26 protein-coding genes are annotated in these 24,724 nt (G+C 61.1%); 9 read left to right on the forward strand and 17 right to left on the reverse strand.

Annotation, left to right across the window (positions count from 1 at the left end; genetic code table 11):
- Positions 1-152: 152 nt before the first annotated feature.
- Genes ACI77D_RS26530 through ACI77D_RS26550 form a run of 5 tightly spaced genes read right to left on the reverse strand, consistent with a single transcriptional unit; the run spans position 153 to position 3,913 of the window.
- On the reverse strand, positions 153-1,130 hold the full coding sequence (locus ACI77D_RS26530) for a FecR family protein (RefSeq protein WP_407017792.1): 978 nt from the start codon (positions 1,128-1,130) through the stop codon (positions 153-155).
- Entirely contained in the window at positions 1,127-1,705 is a 579-nt protein-coding gene (locus ACI77D_RS26535; RefSeq protein ID WP_262667091.1) for an RNA polymerase sigma factor, read from the reverse strand. The genes ACI77D_RS26530 and ACI77D_RS26535 overlap by 4 nt, the downstream gene beginning before the upstream one ends.
- 7 nt (positions 1,706-1,712) lie before the next feature.
- A complete protein-coding gene (locus tag ACI77D_RS26540; RefSeq protein ID WP_064450848.1) occupies positions 1,713-2,039 on the reverse strand; it encodes a DUF3325 domain-containing protein in 327 nt (108 codons plus the stop codon).
- On the reverse strand, positions 2,040-3,614 hold the full coding sequence (locus ACI77D_RS26545; RefSeq protein WP_407017794.1) for a PepSY-associated TM helix domain-containing protein: 1,575 nt from the start codon (positions 3,612-3,614) through the stop codon (positions 2,040-2,042).
- Positions 3,611-3,913, reverse strand: coding sequence for a DUF3649 domain-containing protein (locus ACI77D_RS26550; protein ID WP_064450846.1), 303 nt, complete (start codon positions 3,911-3,913; stop codon positions 3,611-3,613). The genes ACI77D_RS26545 and ACI77D_RS26550 overlap by 4 nt, the downstream gene beginning before the upstream one ends.
- A gap of 170 nt (positions 3,914-4,083) precedes the next feature.
- Here ACI77D_RS26550 and ACI77D_RS26555 point away from each other — a divergent pair, with 170 nt between their 5' ends.
- From ACI77D_RS26555 to fecA, 3 genes are all read left to right on the forward strand, one after another.
- Entirely contained in the window at positions 4,084-4,572 is a 489-nt protein-coding gene (locus ACI77D_RS26555) for a sigma-70 family RNA polymerase sigma factor (protein ID WP_407017795.1), read from the forward strand.
- Positions 4,569-5,510 (forward strand): FecR domain-containing protein, encoded by a 942-nt coding sequence (locus tag ACI77D_RS26560; RefSeq protein WP_407017796.1) that lies wholly within the window; start codon positions 4,569-4,571, stop codon positions 5,508-5,510. The genes ACI77D_RS26555 and ACI77D_RS26560 overlap by 4 nt, the downstream gene beginning before the upstream one ends.
- Positions 5,511-5,612: 102 nt before the next feature.
- On the forward strand, positions 5,613-7,949 hold the full coding sequence (gene fecA / locus ACI77D_RS26565; RefSeq protein ID WP_407017798.1) for a TonB-dependent Fe(3+) dicitrate receptor FecA: 2,337 nt from the start codon (positions 5,613-5,615) through the stop codon (positions 7,947-7,949).
- Positions 7,950-8,140: 191 nt separating this feature from the next.
- Here fecA and ACI77D_RS26570 read toward each other — a convergent pair whose 3' ends face one another.
- Positions 8,141-9,013 (reverse strand): LysR family transcriptional regulator, encoded by an 873-nt coding sequence (locus tag ACI77D_RS26570; protein WP_407017799.1) that lies wholly within the window; start codon positions 9,011-9,013, stop codon positions 8,141-8,143.
- A gap of 106 nt (positions 9,014-9,119) precedes the next feature.
- Here ACI77D_RS26570 and ACI77D_RS26575 point away from each other — a divergent pair, with 106 nt between their 5' ends.
- A complete protein-coding gene (locus ACI77D_RS26575) occupies positions 9,120-10,631 on the forward strand; it encodes an MFS transporter (RefSeq protein ID WP_064450843.1) in 1,512 nt (503 codons plus the stop codon).
- Between the two features lie 59 nt (positions 10,632-10,690).
- On the opposite strand, the gene ACI77D_RS26580 is transcribed toward ACI77D_RS26575, so the two are convergent.
- Positions 10,691-11,101, reverse strand: coding sequence for an HPF/RaiA family ribosome-associated protein (locus ACI77D_RS26580; protein ID WP_064450842.1), 411 nt, complete (start codon positions 11,099-11,101; stop codon positions 10,691-10,693).
- Positions 11,102-11,314: 213 nt separating this feature from the next.
- Positions 11,315-12,262 (reverse strand): LysR substrate-binding domain-containing protein, encoded by a 948-nt coding sequence (locus ACI77D_RS26585; RefSeq protein WP_407017800.1) that lies wholly within the window; start codon positions 12,260-12,262, stop codon positions 11,315-11,317.
- Between the two features lie 137 nt (positions 12,263-12,399).
- On the opposite strand from ACI77D_RS26585, the gene ACI77D_RS26590 reads away from it, so the two are divergent.
- From ACI77D_RS26590 to ACI77D_RS26600, 3 genes are all read left to right on the forward strand, one after another.
- The gene (locus ACI77D_RS26590) at positions 12,400-13,776 is read left to right on the forward strand and encodes an L-serine ammonia-lyase (RefSeq protein WP_407017801.1); all 1,377 of its coding nucleotides are present in this window, start codon (positions 12,400-12,402) and stop codon (positions 13,774-13,776) included.
- A gap of 62 nt (positions 13,777-13,838) precedes the next feature.
- Positions 13,839-15,125: a serine/threonine transporter gene (locus ACI77D_RS26595; protein ID WP_262667083.1), complete on the forward strand. Its 1,287-nt coding sequence runs from the start codon at positions 13,839-13,841 to the stop codon at positions 15,123-15,125.
- A gap of 299 nt (positions 15,126-15,424) precedes the next feature.
- Complete coding sequence (locus tag ACI77D_RS26600; protein ID WP_064450839.1) at positions 15,425-15,742, forward strand: DUF3509 domain-containing protein; 318 nt, start codon at positions 15,425-15,427, stop codon at positions 15,740-15,742.
- Here the strand turns inward: ACI77D_RS26600 and ACI77D_RS26605 are convergent.
- From ACI77D_RS26605 to ACI77D_RS26620, 4 genes are all read right to left on the reverse strand, one after another.
- Positions 15,739-16,227 carry a phosphate-starvation-inducible protein PsiE gene (locus ACI77D_RS26605; RefSeq protein ID WP_064450838.1) on the reverse strand — a complete coding sequence of 163 codons (489 nt, stop codon included), beginning with the start codon at positions 16,225-16,227 and terminating at the stop codon, positions 15,739-15,741. The genes ACI77D_RS26600 and ACI77D_RS26605 overlap by 4 nt on opposite strands.
- A 165-nt stretch (positions 16,228-16,392) precedes the next feature.
- A complete protein-coding gene (locus ACI77D_RS26610; RefSeq protein WP_082895828.1) occupies positions 16,393-16,665 on the reverse strand; it encodes a type II toxin-antitoxin system RelE/ParE family toxin in 273 nt (90 codons plus the stop codon).
- Positions 16,655-16,843: a hypothetical protein gene (locus tag ACI77D_RS26615; protein WP_064450837.1), complete on the reverse strand. Its 189-nt coding sequence runs from the start codon at positions 16,841-16,843 to the stop codon at positions 16,655-16,657. The genes ACI77D_RS26610 and ACI77D_RS26615 overlap by 11 nt, the downstream gene beginning before the upstream one ends.
- Positions 16,844-16,995: 152 nt before the next feature.
- Positions 16,996-17,256, reverse strand: a complete 261-nt coding sequence (locus ACI77D_RS26620) for a DUF6124 family protein (protein ID WP_407017802.1) — start codon at positions 17,254-17,256, stop codon at positions 16,996-16,998.
- Between the two features lie 273 nt (positions 17,257-17,529).
- Between ACI77D_RS26620 and ACI77D_RS26625 the strand changes: the two genes are divergently transcribed.
- Positions 17,530-17,790: a YebG family protein gene (locus ACI77D_RS26625; protein WP_016974596.1), complete on the forward strand. Its 261-nt coding sequence runs from the start codon at positions 17,530-17,532 to the stop codon at positions 17,788-17,790.
- Positions 17,791-17,845: 55 nt separating this feature from the next.
- Here ACI77D_RS26625 and ACI77D_RS26630 read toward each other — a convergent pair whose 3' ends face one another.
- On the reverse strand, positions 17,846-18,865 hold the full coding sequence (locus ACI77D_RS26630; protein WP_064450835.1) for a Glu/Leu/Phe/Val dehydrogenase dimerization domain-containing protein: 1,020 nt from the start codon (positions 18,863-18,865) through the stop codon (positions 17,846-17,848).
- A 187-nt stretch (positions 18,866-19,052) separates the two neighbouring features.
- Between ACI77D_RS26630 and ACI77D_RS26635 the strand changes: the two genes are divergently transcribed.
- Positions 19,053-19,856, forward strand: coding sequence for a SirB1 family protein (locus tag ACI77D_RS26635; protein WP_221294005.1), 804 nt, complete (start codon positions 19,053-19,055; stop codon positions 19,854-19,856).
- A 53-nt stretch (positions 19,857-19,909) separates the two neighbouring features.
- Here the strand turns inward: ACI77D_RS26635 and ACI77D_RS26640 are convergent, their stop codons facing one another.
- The 4 genes from ACI77D_RS26640 to hmgA all read right to left on the reverse strand — a co-directional run bounded on the left by ACI77D_RS26640 (position 19,910) and on the right by hmgA (position 24,644).
- Positions 19,910-21,280, reverse strand: a complete 1,371-nt coding sequence (locus ACI77D_RS26640; RefSeq protein ID WP_064450833.1) for an aromatic acid/H+ symport family MFS transporter — start codon at positions 21,278-21,280, stop codon at positions 19,910-19,912.
- Between the two features lie 133 nt (positions 21,281-21,413).
- Positions 21,414-22,058, reverse strand: coding sequence for a maleylacetoacetate isomerase (gene maiA, locus ACI77D_RS26645; RefSeq protein WP_221294004.1), 645 nt, complete (start codon positions 22,056-22,058; stop codon positions 21,414-21,416).
- Between the two features lie 12 nt (positions 22,059-22,070).
- Positions 22,071-23,357 carry a fumarylacetoacetase gene (fahA, locus tag ACI77D_RS26650; RefSeq protein ID WP_221294003.1) on the reverse strand — a complete coding sequence of 429 codons (1,287 nt, stop codon included), beginning with the start codon at positions 23,355-23,357 and terminating at the stop codon, positions 22,071-22,073.
- 3 nt (positions 23,358-23,360) lie between these two features.
- Positions 23,361-24,644 carry a homogentisate 1,2-dioxygenase gene (gene hmgA, locus ACI77D_RS26655; protein WP_407017803.1) on the reverse strand — a complete coding sequence of 428 codons (1,284 nt, stop codon included), beginning with the start codon at positions 24,642-24,644 and terminating at the stop codon, positions 23,361-23,363.
- Positions 24,645-24,724: the final 80 nt, after the last annotated feature.

A 24,724-nucleotide genomic window follows, 5' to 3' on the forward strand; every position in this document is an offset into this window, starting at 1 on the left:
TTTGGTGACAGGTTTTGGCAATTGGGATGAAGGTTAAATGAAAGACCTGCAGACAGCGCAATACCTGGCCTACAGCGACATGGAGAAAATAAAAAGAGGAAGATATTTCATACAATCGCCACGCAGGAGGTGGCGACGGAGGGGATTAATGTCTAGCGCAATACAATCATACGGCCCAGCACGGTGTGCTGTTCAAAGCCCAGAACCGCCTGCAAGGCACTCAAAACTGCCACTGGGTCCTTGCTCGGAAAACTCCCGCTGACACGCTTGGCGGCCATCTCGTCGTTGAGAAGAAGGATTCGCCCAGGGTAGTAGCGGCTAAGGTCCTGAACCACCTCGGCCAACGGCGCTTTGTAGTAATTGAGCCAGCCGTCGCGCCAGGCCAGGCGCGATTCGCTGTCGACCGCGTGCAGGGCATCGGCCACACCGTCGGCGTAGGCCACTTGCTGGCCTGCCGTCAGCACCTGCTGCGGCCCTTGCCTGGACGGCGTTACGCCAACCCGGCCGGACAGCACCGTCACCTGGGCCCCGGCCGGTTGCAGGCGCACTTCGAACTGCGTGCCCAAGACCCGCACCTCCCCGCTGCCGGCCTCGACTACAAAGGGCTGGCCGGTGTGGGTCACGCGGAAAAAACCCGCGCCACGGCGCAACTGGATGTGCCGCTCGCCATGGCTGAAATCCACGGCAATGGCGCTGTCGGCATCCAGGGTCACTCGGGTTTGATCCGCCAGCGTTACGGTCTTCACCTCGCCTGGCGCCGTCACGTAATCGGCGCCGAAGTCATCGACCCAGCGCGATGGCTGCCAACCCGCGCCCAGGGACACCATCACCAGCAAACACGCGGCCATGGCCAAGGCACCGGCCCCGCGCGCAACACGCGAGCGTTTTGAGCTGTTCATTGAGTTGAGGTAGCCCTGCAACGCCACTGCATCTTCGTCCGCCAGTGTGCGTGCCGGCACTTCGCTCAACTCCCACAGCACCTGGGCCCGTGAATAGGCTTCGACGTGCGCGGGGTCAGCCCGTAACCAGCGGCTGAACGTGGCTTGGTCACCACTGCTGGGCTGATCGTGCAGCAGGCTCAACCAGTCGAGTGCGGCCTGTTCCTGGGCGGGCGTGGGGGTAACGTTCACGGTGCTTTCCCTGGCGTGCGTGGGCAAGAGGGTTCGCGAATGCTGGCCTTGCAGGCTTCGAGGGCACGCATCATATGTTTTTCCACGGCACTTTGGGACAGCCCCATGGCCTTGGCAATTTCCGTGTATTTGCGGCCGTGGATGCGGTTGAGCAGGAAAATCTGCCGGGTACGCTCCGGCAAGCTGCGCAAGGCGGCTTCGACGTGGCGCAGGTCATTGCCCGCTTCGAGGGCTGCCTGGGGTTCGGAGCCCTGGTTGTCCTGTTGTTCCGGCAACCAACCTTCGCTGCTGCGCACGCGCGCGCCTTCACTGCGCAAATGGTCGATGGCGATGTTGCCAGCGCAGCGCAACAGGTAGGTGCTGAGCTCTTCGACCTGCACCAACGGTCGACGCCAAAAGCGCAGGAACAGGTCTTGCACCAGGTCGGCCGCCGTAGCGCGGCAACCCACGCGTCGACTGACCAGCGCCTCCATTTGCGAGCGCTGGGATAAAAACACCTGCAGGAAATGCGCACGCCCACCGGCCGCATCGGTATGCGGGCTGTCCTGGGATTCGGGTGGCGTGCTGATCATCATGGCAGGCTCAAAACAGGGCGAAGGCAGCAACCGGGCTGGCCAGCAGGCCGACACCCGCCAGGCTCAAGGCCAGCCTTGGCCGATACGGCAACAGCAACACCAGCAACAGTGCGCTGAGCATCAACACAGCGCACCACTCCACCAAACCTTGAGCCCAACCCGAGGCTGCCACCGCTGGCCACGTCGACAGCACCAGCAGCAAACCACCGGCCGTACGTAACGTCAGGCGTCGAGGTGGCGAAGGCTTGCTGTGCAGCAGTTCGCCATGATGACGATCTGTGGACAGGCACAGCGCGGCAAACCCGGCGTAGCACATCAGCAATGCGAGCAGCATTCAGTTCGCCTCCTGCTTGAGCGTCAATGCGGGTGCACGTTCGACCTTGGGCTGCGGCGCCATGCGGTGCTGCATCTTCCAGGCGGCCCACGCCAGGAACAGACCGCTGGCCAGGCAGGTCAGGTCGAAGCCGACCATGGCCCAGTCGCCGCTGGCCAGTGACACGCCCAAATGCTGCGAGGTGGTCAGCGCGTTAAGCAGTGGGACCGCCACAAACAGCAGCGCGCCGAGACTCAATTGCTCAACCCAAGCCTGGCGGCCTCGACGCAGCACGGCGTGCAACAGGCTCAGGCCCCAGGCAATAAAAAAGGTATTTATTTCCCAGTCGGAGCGCTCGGCGAAGCTCACCGGCAACAAGCGGTTGGCCCAGAAAAACCCTGCGATGGCGAGCATCAGCCCGGACATGCTGGCGATATTCAGCACTTCCACCAGCCGCAGTTCAAACGGCATCACCGAGGTTTTAGCGTGCTTGAGCTGACGCTTGCCGAGCCATATCACCAAGCCGGTGCCGATCATCGCCGTACCCGCCAGGCCACAGATAAAGTACAGCCAGCGCAGCACCGGGCCAGCGAAATGGCCCATGTGCAGGCCATAGAAACTGCCGCTGATTGCCGCCGGCAGTGACTGCTCGCCACTCACCCGCAACAGCTCGCCAGTGGTGCCGCTGAATGACAGGGTGCTGCCGAAATCCTGCACCACACTGTCGGAGCCCGCGCGGACCACATTGACCGACGCATTCACATCACTCGGGTTATTCACCACCAAACGACCGACATGGCCGCCCGCCCATTGCGTGCGGGCCTGCTCAAACATTGGCAACAACGGCAGCAATTTGCCGGGCTGGCCGAGCGCCGGCGCATTGTTGATCGCGGGGAACACTTCGTTGAAAAACGCGCGGCTGTCGCTGCCGTAGGAGGCAGCGATCGGCGCAGGCATCACCATGTTCATAAATATCACCAGGCTGCTGTAGGTGATCATCAGGTGAAACGGCAACACCAGCACACCTACCGCGTTATGCCCGTCAAGCCAGGAACGCTGGCCTTTGCGTGGGCGAAAGGTGAAGAAGTCCTTGAAGATTTTCTTGTGGGTGATGATGCCGGTGATTAACGCGACGAACATCACCATCGCGGCAATGGTCGACAGCCAACGGCCCCACGGGTAAGGCATTTGCAGCTGGAAGTGGAATCGGTAGAAGAATTCGCCGCCCATGCTTTCGCGGGCCTGGACGGGTTGGCCGGTGACAGGGTCGAGGACCTTGTGGATGAAGTTGCCGCGCTTGCCGGGGTCGAGTTTGTCTTGCCACATCACCGACAGGCCCGGGTCGCGGCTGTCCGGCAAGGTGATAAACCAGCGCGCGGCGTTGGGCGCCTGTTGCTGCAAATAGGTTTGCGCGGCAGCGAGACTGCGCGCGTCGTCCAGTGGATAGGCCCGCACTTCGGGCTGCATCCAGTGGGTCATTTCGTCCTTGAAATAGGACAAGGTGCCGGTCAGGAAAATCGCAAACAGCAGCCAGCCAAATATCAATCCCGCCCATGTGTGCAACCAGGCCATGGCCTGGCGAAAGCCCTCTTTCATGTGCGCGCCATCCACAAACCCACGCCCGCCAAGGTGGCAAACAGTGCACTCGGCACCATTACACCCGCCCATGCGCGCCACGCCGTGCGGCAGGCGAAACACCAGAGCACCGCCAGCAGGTAAAACACAAATGAACTCATCATCCCGGTGACCACCGCGTCGGCGCGGGAAGTCGGCATCCACAGCGCCAGGCAAATGCTGGCCAGGGACGCCATCAAATAGCCACCCACCACGGCTGCCAGCACGCGCGAGGTGACGGCTAGACGGTAGGTAACAGGCAGTGAGCGTTTGCTTTTCATGCGGGAGGCGCCAGGTTCATCAGCGCGCAATATTAATGATAAATATTCTCATAAGCAAAAGAGAACGGATGATTCATCTGCTCTGGCGGATTGCCGAACCTTGTCACGCCCCCTACAATGCGAACAATTCTTGTTCTCTAGAGCATGCCAATGCTTGTGGAGTGATTGCGTTGCAGCCGTCCAATACCGTCGAAGTTTTGTACAACGACCATCACCACTGGCTCACCGGCTGCTTGCGACGCAAGCTCGGCTGCCCGGAAAGCGCGGCCGACCTGGCGCAGGACACGTTCATCCGCGTGCTCACCGCACGGGAAACCCCAACGCTGATCGAACCCCGCGCCTTCCTCACCACCGTCGCCAAGCGCGTATTGTTCAACTTCTACCGCCGCCAGGACCTGGAACGCGCCTACCTCGAGGCACTGGCGCAGAGCCCTGAACACGTGGCGCCCTCTGAAGAAGAACGCGCCATCATCCTGCAAACCCTGCTGGAGCTGGACCAATTGCTCGACGGCCTGCCCACCCTGGTCAAACGTGCATTCCTGCTGGCCCAGCTTGACGGTCTGACCTACGCACAAATCGGCGCCGAGCTGGGCATTTCCATCGCCACGGTCAAACGCCACCTGAATAAAGCGGCGATGCGCTGCTACTTCGCCCTGTGAACTTTTCAACCCAGGTTGCCGAGCAGGCGGTGCATTGGCTGATGGAAATGCAGCAAGGCGCGCTCAACCCGCGCCAGCAAGCGGCCTGGCAACAATGGCTGAACGCCCACAGCGAACATCAGCGCGCGTGGGACCATATGCAGCGCGTGAACCAGCGCCTGCGCGGCATGCCCTCGCCGCTGGCGCATGCCGCGTTGAGTGCGCCCAAATCCAGCAGCCGGCGCCAGGCCCTGAAGCTGTTGCTGATCCTCGGTGCGGGCTCGGCCGCCGCCTGGGGCCTGCGCCAGCAGCATATTTTGCCGCCATTGAGCGCCGACTACCGCAGCCCCGTCGGCCAACGGCGCAATGTGCAATTGGCCGACGGCAGCCGGTTGCAGCTCAACACCGGCAGCGCGGTGGATGTGCATTTTGATGGCAGCCAACGTTTGATCCGCCTGCTTGAGGGCGAAATGCTGCTGACTGCCCGCGCCGGCAATACGCCGCTGCATGTACTCACCGGCCAGGGTTTGCTCAGCAGCCAGGCCGCACGGCTGAATGTGCGCCAGTTCAACGACCATACCCAACTGGCCGTTTTTGACGGCACTGTCGACATAATGCCCAACGGCTACCGCGGCTTGCCGCTGAGCGTCGAGGCCACGCGCCAGGTCAATTTCACCCGTGAAGGCTGGGACACCCCACTGCCCACCGACGCCAACAGCGGCGCCTGGTCCGACGGCATGCTGGTGGCCGCGCACATGCGTCTGGAGGATTTTCTCGCCGAGCTGGGCCGCTATCGCCGTGGCCAGCTTAATTGCGACCCGCAAGTGGCCAACCTGCTGCTGTCCGGCAGCTACCCGCTGGACGACAGCGAGCGCATCCTCGACCTGCTGGAAGTCAGCCTGCCGGTCAAAGTGCGGCGGTTTACCCGCTACTGGGTGACGGTCCAGGCTCGCGCCTGAAATTATTTCAGCACTTTTTTACCCGCAAGTGAGCCGATTTCCACACCTCGCGTGACAGAGAAGGAAAGCCACCTTGATCTTTCCTTCTCAGGACCGCTCTTCATGCCCCAGCAACCGACGCTTCTCGCCCGCACCTTGCGCCAACTCCTACTCGGCGCCAGCCTCAGTCTTACCGTGCTGCCGCAGGTGATGGCCGCCGATGCCAAGCCGTATCACATCGCCCCGGCGACCCTGGAAGCAGCGCTGAACCAATTTGGGCGCGAGGCTGGCGTGTTGATTTCTTTCGGTTCCGCGGTCACGGCCGGCATGCAGAGCGGTGGGTTGTCGGGCAATTACGGCGCTGCCGAAGGCCTGCAAAAACTGCTGGAGGGCACGGGCCTGCAAGCCCGCGCCGAAGGTGATAACGCCTACAGCCTGCAACCGGCCAACGGCCCCGCTACCGTCGAACTGCAAACCTCAAGCGTGGTCGGGGACTGGCTCGGCGACGCGGCGCAAACCAACGTGTTCGAACACCCTGGTGCGCGTGATGTGATCCGCCGTGAAGCGTTCGAGCGCCAGGGCGCGACCCAGGCCCGTGATGTGCTCAACCGCATTCCCGGCGTCAACGCCCCGGAAAACAACGGCACCGGCAGCCACGACATGGCGCTGAACTTCGGCATTCGCGGCCTCAACCCGCGCCTGGCATCGCGCTCCACCGTGCTGATGGACGGCATCCCGGTGCCTTTCGCACCGTATGGCCAGCCGCAGCTGTCATTCGCGCCGATCAGCATGGGCAACATGGACGCAGTAGACGTGGTACGCGGCGGCGGCGCGGTGCGCTACGGCCCGCAAAACGTCGGTGGCATCGTCAACTTCGTGACCCGCGCGATCCCGGATGCGCCGACGGTCAAAGGCGGCTTGCAGACCGAGACCAGCCCATCCTCCAGCCACGACGGCTTCAAGACCACCGGCAACCTGCTGGCCGGCGGCACCGCGGACAATGGCCTGGGCGGCGCGATCCTGTACTCCGGCACGCGTGGCGGCGACTGGCGCGAAAACAGCAACACGCGCATCGACGACCTGATCCTCAAGGGCAAATACCAGTTGGACGACGCCAACAGCTTCAATGCCATGGCGCAGTACTACGAAGGCCAGGCCGATATGCCCGGCGGCTTGAACGTCAAGGACTACAAGGCTGATCCGTACCAGTCCACGCGCCCCTACGACAAATTCTGGGGCCGCCGTACGATGTTCAACGCCGGTTACCGCTACCAGGAAGACCGCCGCGAATTCACCGCTAACACCTTCTTCACCACAACGTTGCGTAATGGCTACCTGGACCAGGGCAGCTTCCTCTCGCTGTCACCGCGCGAGTACTGGGTACGCGGCCTGGAAACCCGTTTCGCCCAAGGCTTCGACATAGGCCCGAGCAGCCATGAAGTGGGCGTCGGCTACCGCTACATCAACGAAGCTGGCCACGAATTGCGCTACCGCACGCCGATCAGCGCCAACCATCAGTTGCCGACCACCAACAGTCGCAATGACCGCGACACCCGCGGCGCCACCGAGGCCAATGCGTTTTTCGTCGATGACCGCATTGATATCGGCAAGTGGACCATCACCCCGGGCGTGCGCTACGAGATGATCGAATCCCAGCAGACCAACAACCTGACCAACGTGAAGTACAAAGGCGACTACAACACCGCACTGCCGGCGTTGAACGTGCTTTACCACCTCACCGAAGACTGGAACCTCTACGCCAACACCGAAGGCTCATTCGGCAGCGTGCAGTACAGCCAAATGCCGAACCGCGTGACCAGCGGCGAAGTGAAACCGGAAAAAGCCCGCACCTGGGAACTCGGCACACGCTATGACAACGGCACCTTGCGTGCGGAAATCGGCGCGTTCCTGATCAACTTCGACAACCAGTACGACAGCAACCAGACCAACGATTCGGTGATCGCGCGCGGTGAAACGCGCCATCAGGGTATCGAGTCGAGCATCAACTACGCGCTCGACGGTTTGAGCCCGGCGCTCGCGGGGTTTGATGTGTACGCCACTTATGCCTATGTGGACGCGACCATCCGTGAAAACTGCCCGAACAAAGGCCACCGCGTACCCTTTTCGTCCAAGCACAAAGGCACCCTCGGCGTGGGTTACACCGAAGGCCGCTGGAAGCTCAACCTCGACAGCAGCTACCAGAGCAGCCAGTTCGCCGACAACGCCAACACCCAGGCGGAAAGTGCCGATGGCAGCACCGGACGCATCCCCGGCTACATGCTGTTCAGCAGCCGCGCGGCGTATGACTTCGGCCCGCAACTGTCGGACTTGAACGTGGCAGTCGGTGTGAAAAACATCTTCAACAAGCAGTATTTCACCCGCTCGTTCGACGACAACAACAAGGGCAAATACGTGGGCGAGCCGCGCACCGTCTACGTGCAAACCTCCATCGCGTTTTAACTGCCTGAGTCATAGCGCTTCAATTAAGGCGTGGGGCCTTACAAACGATGCAAGACCCTGTGGGAGCTGTCGAGCTTTAGCGAGGCTGCGAAAGCGGTGGGTCAGGCAACTAAATTTGCCTGTGCCATCGCCTTCGCAGCCTCGCAGGGGCTCGACAGCTCCCACTGGAGTTCGGCCTTTTCGATTGGGCGCTAGCTGCCCGCCAAGCAACTCGGCGTGCTGGCGACCAACGCGTCGATGGCGCAGCGCGTCTTGGCCGGCATGTGCGCGGCCGTGGGCCAAATCACATGGATCGGCGCAGGCTGGTCGCGGTAGCTCGGCAGTACCGCTTCCAGTTGGCCACGCAGCACATAGTGCGCAATCAACCAGCTCGGCAACCAGGCCAGGCCCACGCCAGCAATGGCGGCATCGGCCACGGCCTGGAGGTCGTCCAGCACCAAAGGTGATATCACCCCCGAGCTATGCGAAGTAGCGAAACGGTAGGCAATGCCTCGATGACCGGCGAGGTCCTCGATACATTCAATCCGCCCGACACGTTGCAAATAGGCCGGTGAAGCGGCCAGGCCCACGGACTGTTCGCCCAGGCGGCGTGCACTCAGGCGGTCTGTATCCGGGAGCGGGCCGATACGCACGGCAACGTCGAAGCCTTCCTGCGCCAGATCCGTCAGCCGGTCAGAGAAGGAAATCTCGATCTCCAATTGCGGGTACCGGTCCATCAAGCCCCACAAAGCAGGTGCCGCATAGTGGTGACCGAAGGCCAGCGGCAAGCTTGCCCTTAACCGCCCACGCGGTTGCTGGCGGCCACTCTCCAATACCGATTCGGCGGCCTCCAACTCTGCCAGTGCACGCAGGCAATGCTCGTAATAAGCCTGCCCGTCCTCGGTCAGACGCTGGCGGCGGGTAGAGCGCTGTAACAGGCAGGTGCCCAAACGCGCCTCCAACCGCGCCAACCCCTTGCCCACCGCCGAACGCGTGAGGTTCAGGCGTTCGGCGGCTTCGGTCAGGTTGCCGCTCTCGACGATTTGCAGGAAGAGTTCGACGCCATCAAAACGCGGGGTGGCCATAAGTCTATTGTCGCCTTCAATTCCCTTATTGACGGAAAACTTATCACAAATAAAGAACCTTGTTCCCGCGAGAATACTGCTCTCACCCAATCGAAAGGAACCACCCATGCCGCCCGCCGCCGCTGTATCGGTCGTCAGCGCCCCGCGCACTGCCAGAGATGGCGTTGCCCTTACCGCCGTCTGCCTCGTAGCCCTGATGTTCGGCCTGGAAATCTCCAGCGTGCCGGTCATCCTGCCAACCCTGGAACAGCAGTTGGGCACGGGCTTTCAGGACGCGCAATGGATCATGAATGCCTACACCCTGGCCTGCACCAGCGTCTTGATGGCAGCGGGCACACTGGCCGATCGCTTTGGGCGTCGGCGCATGCTGGTGCTGTGCTTGTGGCTGTTTGGGCTGGCCTCGCTGGCGTGTGGGTTGGCGAACGACGCGTCCACGCTGATCGCCGCACGTTTTGTCCAGGGCGTGGGCGCCGGTGCCATGATGATCTGTCAGTTCGCAATTCTTTCGCACCGGTTTCGTGAACCCGCGGCACGGGCGCGCGCTTTCGCAATATGGGGCGTGATCGCGGGCGTGGGCCTGGGCTTCGGACCGATGGTGGGCGCGTTGATTTTGGCGGTAGCAGACTGGCGCTGGGTGTTCCTCGTGCATGCGCCGCTCACCCTGTTGACCTTGGTGTTGCTGCGCATCAGCGTCGAGGAATCCCGCGACCCAGCCGGCCATCGCCTCGACATTGCCGGCATGCTGACCCTGACGCTGTCGGTATTTGCGCTGGTGTACTTCATCACCCAGGGCAGCGAGAACGGCTTCGGCGCACCGGCCATGCTTGGTTGGGCAGGCTTGTCGCTGGCCGGGCTGCTGCTATTTATCCTGATTGAAAGGCGCAGCGCCCAGCCGATGTTCGATTTCTCGGTGTTCCGCATCCAGCGCTTCAACGGCGCGCTGATGGGCTCGATCGGCATGAATTTCAGCTTCTGGCCATTCATGATCTACCTGCCGCTCTACTTCCAGGCCGGCCTGGGCTACGACACGATGACCACCGGCGGCGCCCTGCTCGCCTACACCCTGCCCACGTTGCTGGTGCCACCGTTGGCCGAACGCCTGGCACTGAGCTATGGCGCAGAACGCATCATTCCCTTGGGACTGGGCTTGATGGGCGCAGGATTTATCACCATGGCAGCGGCCAATGGTGCCGAGCATCCGAGCATTGCCTGGGTGCTTTTCAGCTGCGCGATGGCCGGCGTGGGCTTGGCACTGACCAATTCGCCCACCACCAACACCACCACCGGCTCGGTGTCAGCCGACCGCGCGGGCATGGCCTCGGGCATCGACCTCAGTGCACGGCTGATAACCCTGGCCCTCAATATCGCGCTGATGGGGCTGGTGCTGTTGCTGGGAATCAGCCATCACCTCGCGAGCCTGCTCCCCGAAACCACGTCCATGAATTGGCCAGAAATCAGCCAGCATATTGCGGCGGGCAAGCTGGACGTGTTGGCGCTGGCCCCCACCGATGCCCAGGCCGCGCTGCGCCACGGCGTCGGTTGGGCGATGCTCTTTGCGGGCCTGGGCGCTTGCGGGTTGGCGGTGTTGAGCGGGTATTTTTTCCGACGCGCCAAATAAACGAAAACGGGCCTGCAAATGCAGGCCCGTTTTAGTAGGGATGAAAGAACCGTCAGCTATCAGCTGTTAAACACCGCACGTTCTTTTTCCAGAAACTCCTGTTCAAGCTCATCTTCATTGACTTTGGTGGTCGGCTGGCTTTTCCCGGCAGCGCGTGGCTTGCCTTGCAGTTTGCCGAACAGATGTTCCAGCGCATGCTCCAGCTTGACGGCTGCACCGTCGATCGCCTGTTCCAGGGTATCGGCTTTATGCAATACCGACAGCGGTTGATGGCCCTTTGGCCGTGCTTCCAGACGGCAACTTAAATCGTGGGGACCAGGCTTGTCGCCATTTTCGTCCTTCAGGTAGACCTCGACACGGGTCAGGTGCTCTTCATAATGTTCGAGCGTGCTCTCAATGGTAGTACGTACCCACTCCTCCAGTCGGATGCTGCTTTCAATATGGTTATCGCTATTGACTTGGATTTGCATAGTTCTTCCCTTATTTCAGCTAGCTCGCGAGAGGTCACAAACTGCAACACCGGGGTGGTGAAACCATGACCTCTTGATTACACAATTGAGCAGTCAGAAGAACATTTCAAGTCCTTTGCAAAGATAAATCCCACATTACAAATTAAGTCTGACTACGAGCAAAAACGCTGTTAGGGTGGGGAGTTAGTTACATCTTCTTACGCCCAGCGAACCTTACAATTGCCCCTCCCCCAACGGGTGCAATCCGCGAAAAATCCCCGCTTCTTCCACCAGCCAGTCATGCACCGCACGTACGCCCGGATGGCTCAGCGCGCCCGGCGCGTAAAGCAGCACGTAGCGTTTATGGTTGGGCACGGCCAGCCCAAACGGCACGATCAAGGTGCCGCGCTCCAGTTCATCATTGAGCAACGTGCGCCGCGCGATGGCCACGCCCATGCCGGCGATGGCAGCCTCGATGGTCAGGTGATTGCGGTTGAAGGTGTGCCCGCGCCGCACATCGGCTTGGTGATAGCCAATGGCGTTCAGGTAAAACTCCCACTCGGCGTATTCATAACTCCCACGCCAGGCAGTAATGTCATGCAACAGCGGGAAATGCACCAGGTCAGCCGGGCCATGCAAGGGCGGGCGGCCGCGCAGCAGGCTGGGGGCGCACACCGGGAAAATTTGTTCATCGAGCAGGGCTGTGGATAACAGGCCGGGGTAGCTGCCGTCGTTCAAGTCGATGGCCAGGTCGAAGTCACCCTCGTGCAGCGCGATGCTGCTGTCTTCGGCGACCATGCGCAGCTGGATATCCGGAAAACGTTGCTGCAGGCGTGGCAAGCGCGGGGTCAGCCACTTGCCGAGAAACGAGGGGATAGAACGCAACCGCAAGGTGCCGCTGATCATCCCCGCGTCCAACCGCTGCAATTCGGCATCGATGCTGCCGTAGGCCTCCCCCACCGTCGCCGCCAATCGCTGCCCTTCGGCACTCAGTTCCACCCCGCGCGCACGTCGATGAAACAGGCGAAAGCCCAAACGCTCCTCCAACTGGCGGATTTGCTGGCTCACCGCCCCCGGTGTGATGTGCAGTTCTTCGGCGCAGCGGGTGAACGACAGATGCCGCGCAGCACGGGAAAAAACGTGCAGCCAGACATACGTCTGACCATGAAGGGGGCGGGCCATAGGGTTTAGTCCTGCTAAAGGGTGTCTTAGGATAATTCGTTGGTCAGTGCCGATCCAGAGGCTCAGTATCGCGCCAATTCCGCTCGTCCTACAAAACATGGCAGCGATTTCTACTCCATTGCTTGTAAGGCTTTAGCATGGCTATCAGTGTTTTCGATCTATTCAAGGTGGGCATCGGCCCTTCCAGCTCGCATACCGTCGGCCCGATGCGGGCGGCGGCGACCTTTGCCCAAGCCCTCACCGACCAACATTTGCTGAACGACATACGCCGTGTCGAAGTACGTCTGTACGGCTCGTTGTCCGCCACCGGCGTCGGCCATGCCACCGACCGCGCCTGCGTGATGGGCCTGATGGGCGAATGGCCGGACAAGGTCGATCCCACCTCGATCAACGCGCGTATCCAGCAATTGCGCGAGTCCGGCCGTTTATTGCTCGCGGGCAAGCAGGACATTGCCTTCAACTGGCACACAGACCTGCTCCTGCTGGACGAAAGCCTGCCCTATCACCCCAACGCCATGTCCCTGCACGCCTACGGCGACAGCGGCCTGCTCAGCGAACAAACCTATTACTCGGTAGGTGGTGGTTTCATCATCGAAGCGGCTGAAGCTGCCTCAGGCATTGCGCCTGCCAGCGATGTGGAATTGCCCTACGACTTTTCCAGCGCCGTCGAACTGCTGGCCCTGTGCAACACGCACGGCCTGCGGGTTTCGGAATTGATGATGGCCAACGAACGCGCATGGCGCAGCGATGAAGACATCCGCAGCGGGCTGCTGCATATCTGGTCAGTGATGCGCGAATGCGTAGAGCAAGGCCTGCGCCATGAAGGCATCTTGCCAGGTGGCCTTGATGTGCCACGCCGTGCGGCGAAATTGCACCGCAGCCTGTTGGAAATCGGCAAACCCAATGTCATCACCTCGACCTTGTCGGCCATGGAATGGGTCAACCTGTTCGCCCTCGCCGTCAACGAAGAAAATGCCGCCGGCGGGCGTATGGTCACTGCGCCAACCAACGGCGCGGCAGGAATCATTCCAGCGGTGCTGCATTACTACATGAAGTTCAACGCGGACGCGTCCGACGATGATGTGGTCAATTTCTTCCTCGCTGCAGCGGCCGTCGGCATCCTGTGCAAAAAGAACGCCTCGATCTCCGGCGCCGAAGTCGGTTGCCAGGGCGAAGTGGGTTCCGCCTGCGCCATGGCCGCCGCCGGCCTGGCCGACATCCTCGGCGCCACCCCGGAACAACTGGAAAACGCCGCCGAAATCGGCCTGGAACACAACCTCGGGCTGACCTGCGACCCGGTCGGTGGCCTGGTGCAAGTGCCGTGCATCGAGCGCAACGCCATCGCCGCCGTCAAAGCCATCAATGCCACACAAATGGCCCTGCGCGGTGACGGCAAACACTTCATTTCCCTCGACCGGGTAATCCGCACCATGCGCGATACCGGCGCAGACATGCATGACAAATACAAAGAAACTTCACGGGGCGGCCTGGCGGTCAGCTGGGTGGAGTGCTAACCGGAGCACTTTTACCCGCCCCATACGTGAGCCCGCGCAAAAATAATAACGAGGCAATACCGATGACCGATGTACGTACACCTGCTGCCGAAAATCCTGCTTCAGAGACCACCGTAACAACTCGCTGGACCAAACACGACACCACCTGGATGCTGGGCCTCTACGGCACCGCCATCGGCGCAGGCACCTTGTTCCTGCCAATCAATGCTGGCGTCGGCGGCTTCTGGCCGCTGATCGTGCTGGCGTTGCTGGCCTTTCCGATGACCTTCTTTGCTCATCGTGGGCTGACGCGTTTTGTATTGTCAGGCAAATCCGGCGACATCACCGACGTGGTCGAAGAACACTTCGGCGTCGGTGCCGGCAAGCTGATCACCCTGCTCTACTTCTTCGCCATCTTCCCGATCCTGCTGGTGTACAGCGTGGCGCTGACCAACACGCTGAGCAGCTTCATGGAACACCAACTGCACATGGCCACGCCGCCGCGGGCGATCCTGTCGCTGGTGTTGATCCTCGGTCTGATGGCCATCGTGCGCTGCGGCCAGGGTGTGATCGTCAAGGCCATGAGTGTGCTGGTGTACCCGTTCGTCGCCGCCCTGCTATTGCTGGCCGTGAGCCTGATCCCCAACTGGAACGGCGCATTTTTCGCCTCGGCCAGCGAAGGCATGCCGTTACCGCTGTTCTTCAAGACCCTGTGGCTGGCGATCCCGGTGATGGTGTTTTCCTTCAACCACTCACCGATCATTTCAGCGTTCGCGGTTGACCAGAAGCGCGTGTATGGCGCCCAGGCCGAGCGCAAAAGCAGCGGCATCCTCGCCACTGCCCACGGCATGATGGTGCTGACGGTGATGTTCTTCTGCTTCAGTTGCGTGCTGGCCCTGTCGCCAGCTGACTTGGCCGCCGCCAAGGCGCAGAACATTTCGATCCTGTCGTACCTGGCCAACCACTTCCAGACCCCGGTGATCGCCTACGCCGCGCCGTTGATCGCGCTGGTGGCCATTACCAAATCCTTCCTCGGCCACTACATCGGCGCCAGCGAAGGCTTCCAGGGGCTGATCGTCAAATCCCTGCGCGGGCGTAACCGCTCGATGTCGTCCAAAGGGCTGGAACGCTGCACCGCACTGTTCATGGTGCTGACCTGCTGGGCCGTGGCCACTTTCAACCCAAGCATCCTGGGCATGATCGAAACCCTGGGCGGGCCGATCATCGCGTGCCTGCTGTTCCTGATGCCGATGTACGCGATTCGCCGCGTGCCGTCTCTGCGCCAGTACTCGGGCCAACTGTCGAATGTGTTTGTGGTGGTGATCGGGCTGATTGCGCTGTCTGCGATCGTTTTCTCGGTATTGCCCTGAAATAGCCCACCGCCCTCAAGAACAACACAAAACAAATGCGGGAGTGGGCTTGCTCCCGATGGCGGTCCTTCAGCCGAGCATTTATTGACTGATACACCGCTATCGGGAGCAAGCCCCCTCCCACATTGGACTATCACTGGGTGATGGATTGCTTTACGGCACGGCCCTTGCTGTACAGCTCATGAGGCAAACGGACTTTGTGAAACCTCAGCGACGGAGTGGCCGATGGTCAGGCAACGCGAACTAATCCTGACACCGGTCGTCAATGACTGCATGTTCCTATCAGGCGGTAACGCACCATGGACAATCCTTTTCAGATCATCACCGACACCTTCACCCCCAACTACCGCGTCAACCTGAGCATCCAACGGCTGGATGGCAGCATCATGCTCACCCTCTCGAATGAGGACGGCGTGGTGGCCAAACGCATGATCAGCGCCGAACAACGCAACGACCCGCAGCGGCTCAAACGGCTGGTGCAAAGTATTCAATTCGGCATCGCCATCGAGCAGGGCCACAGCGCCATGGAAATACTCACGGTGATGACGGACGGCGACAGCCACAAACTCCTGCAGCCACCGCCCGCCCGCACCCTGCCCTTCAGCGTTGGACTTTAAAGCTCGCCCTTCTCGGTTTCCAGGCTCGCTTCGCCCTTGCGGCGCGGGCCTTCAACCTTCACCGACGGGAACGCCGACGAGGCGTAGCGCACCACCAGAATCGAGAACGCCAACAGCAGAATGCCGCCACACAGGTAGATGATGCCGATGTCAGGCGGATTGTGGTGCGACACGTTGGAAATCAGCAGGCGCGTCAGCGCAGTGATCGCCACGTAGATCAGGAAGCGCACCGGCATGTGGTTGGTCTTGAAGTAAATCCCGACCATCGCGCCCAGTTCCAGGTAGATGAACAGCAGCAAGATGTCATCAATCTTGATGTGCCCGGTCTCCAGCATCCCCAGAAACTCCATCACCGCTGCCCAGGCGGTCACCGCACCAATGGCGAACAGCGCCAGGTAATGGAACGTCTCGACGAACAGATTGCCCAGCGACTCGGCCAGCCCATGGACTTGCCGGCGCAGCTTTTCGGCCCAGTTGATTTTCACGATGATGCTTCCTTAGGTCGGCTCGACCGGATAATGCGGGTTGGACGTGACGGTTGTTTTGCATGCAGAAAAAAGGCCAGAGGCACGTATAAGATGATGGCGGGGTGACATGAGACACTTACGAAGATGAGCAGAGTAGATACTTTACTCATCCGAGAAGCGGATCTATGAAGGATATCGCTGGCGTGCGTGTAAAACCGAGAGAACCCGAATGCTGTCGGTCACCTGATAGACGACCAGATAATTCGGATGCACCACCATTTCTCGCGTGCCGACGACACGTCCAGGGCGGTAAAGGTGGGGTCTACGAGATAGCGCCAGCACACAGGCTTCTATTGCCTGGTTCAGCTCAAGCGCTGCCACTGGATTGCGGTCGCTGATGTAATCAGTAATTTGCCGGAGTTGTGCCCGCGCTGCGGGGGCCCACTCAACCAGCATCGCCTTTCTTGCGTTTGGATTCGATTAGCTCACGCATCTCGGCCATCACCTCATCATGAGGAATACCTGGGCTTGGGTCATCGAGAGCAGCTTGCACTTTGGCGCGAAACCAGCGGTCGTAGCTGTCGGCCTGCGCTTCGGTATCTGTTGGGATGCCTGAGGAAAAGGAAGTGTCCATAAATGCCTCCGTTGTCGATGAAGAGGAAGTCTAGTCGTTGACGTTTTTACTGTCGTGTTCGAAGCGATGAAGTGAGTAACAGAAAAAATCCAAGATTACGCACCGACTTTTTGGATCGTTCCCACTCACGCGGGAACGACCGGGTCTAAATCTCAGGCCGGTGCGACGTGCTCCAGGGCTCGGTCGACCAATAAGCCGCTCATTTCCACCAGTTGGTGAATCGCCAAGACCAGGCTTCGCTGCGGGCCTTCAAGGTCGAATGCCAGCGTATTGGCCAATTCACGGGCGCTGCTTAGGGTTTCGCTGGCGTTTGCCAGAAGGGTTTCTGTGTCCACTGTAGGAGTGACGCCAAATAGCGTGACGGGCGGCTCGGAATTCAAAGCATCGGCGGAACGGTGAGTATTGTTTTCCATGGTGCGGCTCCGGTACTAATCAAGAAAGTTCTCCTTTTCATGTTCGAGCCGCCAAGCTCGGCCCCGCGGTGCAAGGCCCGGAGAAGGTAAGCCACCGTAGGATTACTCGGCAACCTCAGCGTGTTGTCAGAAACTTCCGTTGTAGCAAACCCCTATTTCCCAGCTACATTAAAAAACTGCTACCCAAACCCCAGGGTTTGGCTTACTCTTTTAGCTGTATATAAATACAGTAGTCGAAAAAGACAACTATCGTGAAGGCATGTGAGGTGGTAAATGGCCGTCGAAGTGGTATACCGCAGCAGCCGAGATCTGGAGCGTTTGTTCATGGATAAAGCCGAAGCTGACCGTCATGACAAAATGCTTGAACTCGCTGAGTTGCTGGCAGAAGTGTTGCAAAAAGCCGTGCCGTCCCTGAGCGAGCAGCAGGTGGAAGAAGCCGGGATCTACATGGCGAAGAACCGCGATGTATTTGCCAAGGCGTTCAAGAGCCAACCGGACGCTTTGTCCGAGTTGCTGAACCCAACGGCGGAATAAAGCCCGAATTGAACAGGCCCTGAATCAATGATTCAGGGCCTTTTTAATGCCTGGCCTATTTGTACAGCAGGCGCTCGGCCAGCTCATCCGCCACCCGTGCGGGGGAGCGTTTTTCGGCCTGGGCGTGGGCAAAGATTTCGGTGAGGCGCGTACCGATGTTCGACAGGTGCGCGGTGATGTCCGCCAGCTCGGCGCCGGCGTGTTTGAGGGCGACGTAGATCAGGCCGCCTGAGTTGATCACGTAATCCGGGGCGTAGAGGATGCCGCGCCCTTCCAACTGGTCGGCGATGTCCAGGGTGGTCAGTTGCGCGCTGGCAGAACCGGCTACGGCGGCGCAACGCAGTTGGCCGACGCTGTGCCGATTGAACACCGCACCGAGGCCACAAGGCGCGAGAATGTCGCAAGGCGTGCTGAGCAAGGCGTCGTTGGCGATAGGGTGTGCGCCGAGTTGCTCCATGGCGAGCTGTACCTTGCCGTGGTCGATGTCGCTTACCAGCAATTCAGCGCCCGCGGCATGCAGTTGTTCGGCGAGGGCGTAACCCACATTGCCCAGGCCCTGCACCGCAACGCGCAAGCCTTCGAGGTTGTCACTGCCCAGGCGGGCCATGGCGGCGGCACGGATGCCGGTGAACACGCCCATGGCAGCATGGGGCGCGGGGTCGCCGGCGGCGGTGGTGCTGGTGACGAAGCGCGTGTGCTGGGCGATGCAGTCCATGTCGGCCACTGAAGTGCCGCTGTCGATCGAGGTAACGAAGCGGCCATCGAGTTTTTCAATGCAACGGCCAAACGCTTCAAACAAGGCGGCGCGACTTTCCACGTGCACGGGACGGATGATCACCGCCGTCCCGCCGCCCACCTGCAGGCCGGCCAGGGCGGCTTTGTAGCTCATGCCTTGGGCCAGGCGCGCGGCATCGGCCACGGCACTTTCATCGTCGGGGTAAGCGAGATAACGGCAACCGCCCAAGGCAGGCCCCAAGCGGCTGTTATGAATGGCGATGACCGCCTTCAGCCCGGTGACCGCGTCGACGCTCAGGTGCAGCGACTCAAGGCGGGTGCTGTGCATAAGCGCAAACATCGTCGAGCTCCCGAATCACTTCTGGTAGAGGCCCAAGTATAGGCTTGCGGTAGAAAACTGCCGAAGTGCGCTGGAATAAGCCGCCGGATTTCGTGGGGTCTGCGACATAAGCACGTCGGTTATTGCTTAAGTCACTGGACGAAAATTCACAGCAAGGCTAAAACGGGGGCATCCGCCGGAGAACGCAATGAATCCCCGCAAAGCCTTTTTCGCCTGCCTGGACCGTTCACCCCCTGCGCTGTTTGAAGCTGCGCTGTGGATTGCTGCCGAACACGACCCCGCCGTGCAGCCCTTGCTGATCCTGCAAGAGCTCATTGTGCTGCAGCAACAGGTCAGCGTTGGCATGCCCATGTTGCCGGCGGATGAACTCGGCCAGCCGCTGCTGCGGCGCATGAATGACTTGGGGTTCGCCCAGGATGACTTCACCCCGCTGCGCCCGGCGGCGGCCTTGCTCGACAAGGTATTGCAACGCAAACGCGGGCAACCCCTGGCCATGGGCCTGATCGCGCTTGAGTTGGCGCGGCGCCTGGATATCCCCATGGTGGGCGTGAACTTCCCGGGCCATTTCCTGCTGCGGGTGCCCGGCGCCGATCACCTGCTGGACCCCTGCGGCGGGCGGCGCCTGTACCCCAATGACTGCCGAGAATTGCTGCATCGCCAGTACGGGCCGAATCTCAAGTTACACGCCGACCACCTGCTGACCGCCGACCCGCGCTCGATCCTGCAACGGTTGTCACGCAACCTGCGCCAACTGCACCTCTCCAACGACAACCCGCTGGCCGCGCTGGTCGACGCCGAACGCGTGCTGGAACTGGGCAACGCCAGCGCCGCCGACTACCTGGCGCGGGCCAGTTTGTACCAGCGCCTGGATTGCCCGAGCGCCGAACGTTTTGACCTCGAGCACGCCTTGTTGCTCAGCGAGGACCCGATCCAGCGCCTGCGCCTGACGGAGCGGCTGGGGCACCTGCCGCCCAACTCAGTGGTGCACTGAAATACGTGCTGTGTGGCCAGCCGGCTTGCCACGTAAACCGCGTCAGTCAGAAATCAGTGATTGGCCGGCGCCTTGAGAATATCGCTATACAGCGGGCTCTTCGGCGCAGTCGGTACAGGCGAGCGCACCTGGATGATCAACAGCGCCGCAATCACCGCCGGAATCGCACAGAAGAAGAAAATCTGCTCCACCGGAATATGCATCGCCAGCAACATGCTGCCAAAGAGCGGCCCCAGGATTGACCCGAATCTCCCCACGCCCAACGCCCAGCCAGTGCCGGTGGCGCGCACATGCGCCGGGTAGAAGTTACTGGCGAAGGCATTGAGGGTCAGTTGCCCACCGATGATGCAAAATCCGGCGGCGAATACACAGGCCACCAGATAGCGCGGATTATCGTGGTTCAGGCCCAGCAAAATGGTGCATACCGCCGCCGCTGCCAACACGCCGGACAGCAGCCGTACCTTGCTTTTCAGGCGGTCGGCGAACCAGGCCATGCCGATGGCGCCCAACGTGCCGGCGAACAGGAACATCGAGGTCACCAGGTTGGCTTCGTTCAGCGCCAGGCCACTTTCCAGCAACAACGACGGCAGCCAACTGATCATGAAATACAGCAGGATCAGGCTGACGAAAAAGGTCGCCCAGATCAACACGGTCGGGCGCGCGTAACCATTTCGGAACAGCTCGACCACCGTGAGTTTGCTGCCCCGCTCCTGAAGGTTTTCGGCTTCGCTCGCCAACGGCGGTTGCCAGTCGGGCAGCATGCGACCAGTGACTTTGCGCAAGCGCGCATACGGCGGCGCATCCCGCAGCAGGCGCGGCAGGGATTCCGGCAACAGCCAGATCAGAAAAGGAAACAGCAGCAACGGCGTCACGCCGCCGGCGAGGAATACCGCCTGCCAACCGAAGCCATCGATAAACCCTGCGGCCACGAAACCACCCGCCGCGCCGCCGAACGAGAAACCGCACGCGGCCAGGGTCACCATCAAGGTGCGCATCCGGGGCGGCGAATAGTCCGACATCAACGCCATGGCACTCGGCATTGCGCCGCCCATGCCAATACCGCAGATAAACCGTGCGGCCATCAGCGTGGTCAGCGAATTGGCAAACACCATCAACACCGTGAGGCTGGCGTAGATCAGTACGCAGCCGAGCAGGATGCGCCGCACGCCAAAGCGGTCAGCCAGTGGCGTGACCAGCAACGAGCCCAGCGTCAGGCCCAGCAGGTTGGCACTGAATACCGGGCCGAATGCCGCTTTTTCCAGGCCCCAATCCTTCGCCAATGCCGGAACCACATAGCCCAGCACCTGCGCGTCGTAGCCATCGGTTACCAGCAGCAACGCCAGCAACAGGAGAATCAACCACTGATAGCGCGACACCGGACGGGCGTCGAGTGCCGCGCGAAAGCTGGCAATCTGATTGTGCATCGCAAGGTACCTGTTATTTTTATGAGGATGTCGCCGATCAAAATGTGGGAGCGGGCTTGCTCGCGAAAGCGATGTGTCAGCGACAAATGTTTCGACTGATCCGACGCATTCGCGAGCAAGCTCCTACATTGATTCAGGGTGCTTCTGGGGTATCCGGTTGATTAGCCGGATGCGCCTGCACAAACGCCGGATGCTGCGCCGCCAACGCCGCCACGCGCCCAATGCGCGGGTACGCCGCCAACGGCACCTTGAAGCGTTCGGCCGCATACAGCTGCGGAATCAGAAACGCATCCGCCATCCCCGGCTGCTCGCCAAAGCAAAAGCCTTTATCGCCAATCAATTGCTCGACTGCACCCAGGCCCTGGCTGATCCAATGCCCGATCCACTCCAGCAATTGCGCCTCGTCATGCCCCCACTGGCGCAGCAGGTTCTGGGTGCTGGAGTTGTGCAACGGGTGAATATCGCAGCCGATGATCGACGCCACCGCGCGCTCATGGGCACGGGTTGCGAGGTCTTTGGAAAGCAGCGGCGCCTGTGGATAACGTTCGTCCAGGTACTCGATGATCGCTGGCGACTGAATCAACAACTCGCCCTCGTCGGTACGCAGCGCCGGCACCCGGCCTTGCGGGTTGATCGCCAGGTACGCCGGTTGGCGATTGGCCCCGCCGGGCGGCACCAGCAGGTTGACCGGCACGGCGCTGAAGTCCAACCCCTTGAGCGCCAGCGCGATACGCACCCGGTACGACGACGTAGAACGGTAGTAGGTATAGAGTTCCATCGCCCTGCCCTCTTAGCGCGCCGCGACCACAGTGCCACGGCACTCGCCGAAGCCGATGGAGGCAAACCCTTCGCGGCTGCACCGGGCGCGCAGGATGATCTCGTCGCCGTCTTCGAGGAACTTGCGCACCTCGCCGGAGGCCAGTTCAATCGGCTTTTTGCCGCCTTCGGTGATTTCCAGCAGACTGCCGAATTGCCCCGGTTGCGGGCCGGACAAGGTGCCCGAACCAAACAGGTCACCGGCCTGCAACTGGCAGCCGTTGACGCTGTGGTGTGCAACCATTTGTGCCACGGTCCAGTACATGTGCTGGGTGTTACTCAACGTCAGGCGATGGGCCGGCAGGTTTTGCTCGCGCATCGAGGCGGTGGTCAGCAGCACTTCCAGTTCGATGTCAAAGCCGCCCGCGGCCTGGTCACGCGTGTCCAGCAGGTACGGCAGCGGTTGCGGATCGCCTTCGGGGCGTGCCGGTTGGGCTTTGCGGAACGGCGCCAGCGCTTCGGCCGTCACCACCCACGGCGAGATGCTGGTGATAAAGCTTTTGGACAGGAACGGGCCCAGTGGCTGGTATTCCCAAGCCTGGATATCCCGCGCCGACCAGTCGTTGAGCAGGCAGAAACCGGCGATATGCTCGGCGGCGTCACCAATCGCAATCGAGTCGCCCATGGCATTGCCCTGGCCGATCCAGATGCCCAGCTCCAATTCGTAATCCAGGCGTGCGCAGGGGCCGAAGGTTGGCTCGGTCTGGCCGGCGGGCAGCGTCTGGCCTTTAGGCCGGCGTACATCCGTGCCCGACGGGCGAATGGTCGAGGCGCGGCCGTGATAACCGATCGGCACGTACTTGTAGTTCGGCAGCAATGGGTTGTCGGGACGGAACAGTTTGCCGACGTTTTGCGCGTGTTCAATGCCGACATAAAAGTCGGTGTAATCGCTGATTTTCGCCGGCAGGTGCATCTGGCAATCGGCGGCGCGGTGCAGCACCTGCGCTTCACGGGTTTGCAGCTTGCTGCCTTCGGCGAGCAGCTCCAGCAGCCGCTCGCGCAAGGCCACGCGCGGGCCACGGCCCAGCTCGAAAAAGGCGTTCAACTGGCCACCTACCGTCGCTTCAACTGCGCGACGGGCTTCACCGTCAAATTCGTCCAGCGCGGCATGCAGGTCGAGGATCGCGTCGCCAATTGCCACGCCGCTGCGCGGTGCCGAGCCGTTGATGCTGAACACGCCCAACGGCAGGTTCTGCAACGGGAAATCACGGTGACCGTTGGCGGAGTCCACCCAGCTGCGGGTTAGCGTTAGTTGAGTCATGGGTTATCTCCGGTTCGGGTTGAAGGTGGCGGGCAGCGAGGCCCAGCACGCGTCGTAAGTGTTTTGCAGTTGCGGGCATTCCAGGGCGAACTGTGTGGGGCGCAGCACTTGGCTGGTCTCGAACATGAAGGCCATGGTGTTATCAATCTTGTGCGGCGCCAGCTCCACATTGATGGCCTTGGTGCACGTCTCGCCGTCCGGGCCATGGGCGCTCATGCAGCTGTGCAGCGACGCACCACCGGGCAGGAAGCCTTCGGCCTTGGCGTCGTAGGCGCCCTGGATCAGGCCCATGTATTCGTTCATCAGGTTGCGGTGGAACCACGGCGGCCGGAAGGTGTTCTCGGCCACCATCCAGCGCGGCGGGAAAATCACGAAGTCGAGGTTGGCCAGGCCATGTACGCTGGTGGGCGAGGTCAACACGGTGAAGATCGACGGGTCCGGGTGATCGAAACTGACGGTGCCAATGGTATTGAAGCGGCGCAGGTCGTATTTGTACGGCACGTTATTGCCGTGCCAGGCGACCACGTTCAGGGGCGAATGGTCCAGCTCACAGGCCCACAACTCGCCGAGGAACTTCTGTACCAGCGTGGTCGGTTTTTTGAGGTCTTCGTAGTGCGCGACCGGCGTCAGGAAATCACGCGGGTTGGCCAGGCCGTTGCTGCCGATAGGCCCCAGGTCCGGCAGGCGCAGCGACGCGCCGTGGTTTTCGGCGACGTAGCCGCGCGCTTGGGCGTCCAGCAGTTCGACACGGAATTTAAGGCCGCGCGGCAGCACGACGATTTCCAGCGGCTCAAGGTCCAGTACGCCCAACTCGGTGGCGATGCGCAGCCGGCCCTGCTCGGGGACGATCAACAGTTCGCCGTCGGCGTTGAAGAACACTCGTTCCATGGAACGGTTGGCGCGGTAGTTGTAGATGCTGATGCCTGAGGGGCTTTCAGACCCTGAGTTGGCCACCATGCCTACGAGCCCGTCGATAAAGTCCGTCGGCTCGGCGGGCATATCCAACGGGTTCCAACGCAGGCGATTCGGCGTCACGGCGCCCAACGGCCCACCAGCCAGTTGCCGTTCGAGCTTCACGAAAGCCGGGTGATTGGCCGATGGCTGAATGCGGTACAGCCACGTGCGCCGGGCTTCGCTGCGCACCATGGTGAAGGCGGTACCGGAAAACAGTTCGGTGTACAGGCCATAGGGCGCTTTTTGCGGGGAATTCTGGCCGACGGGCAGCGCGCCGGGCAGGGCTTCGCTGGCGAATTCATTGCCGAAGCCCGACAGGTATTCGAGGTTCATGGATCATCCTCAGTACGGAAGTTGTTTTTATCGTAATCCAGTTACGCATAACGTAATTTGATCACTATCGACCGTCAAGC

Origin of the sequence: Pseudomonas sp. O39 (assembly GCF_045447295.1) — a bacterium.
Classification (GTDB): Bacteria; Pseudomonadota; Gammaproteobacteria; order Pseudomonadales; family Pseudomonadaceae; genus Aquipseudomonas; species Aquipseudomonas antarctica_A.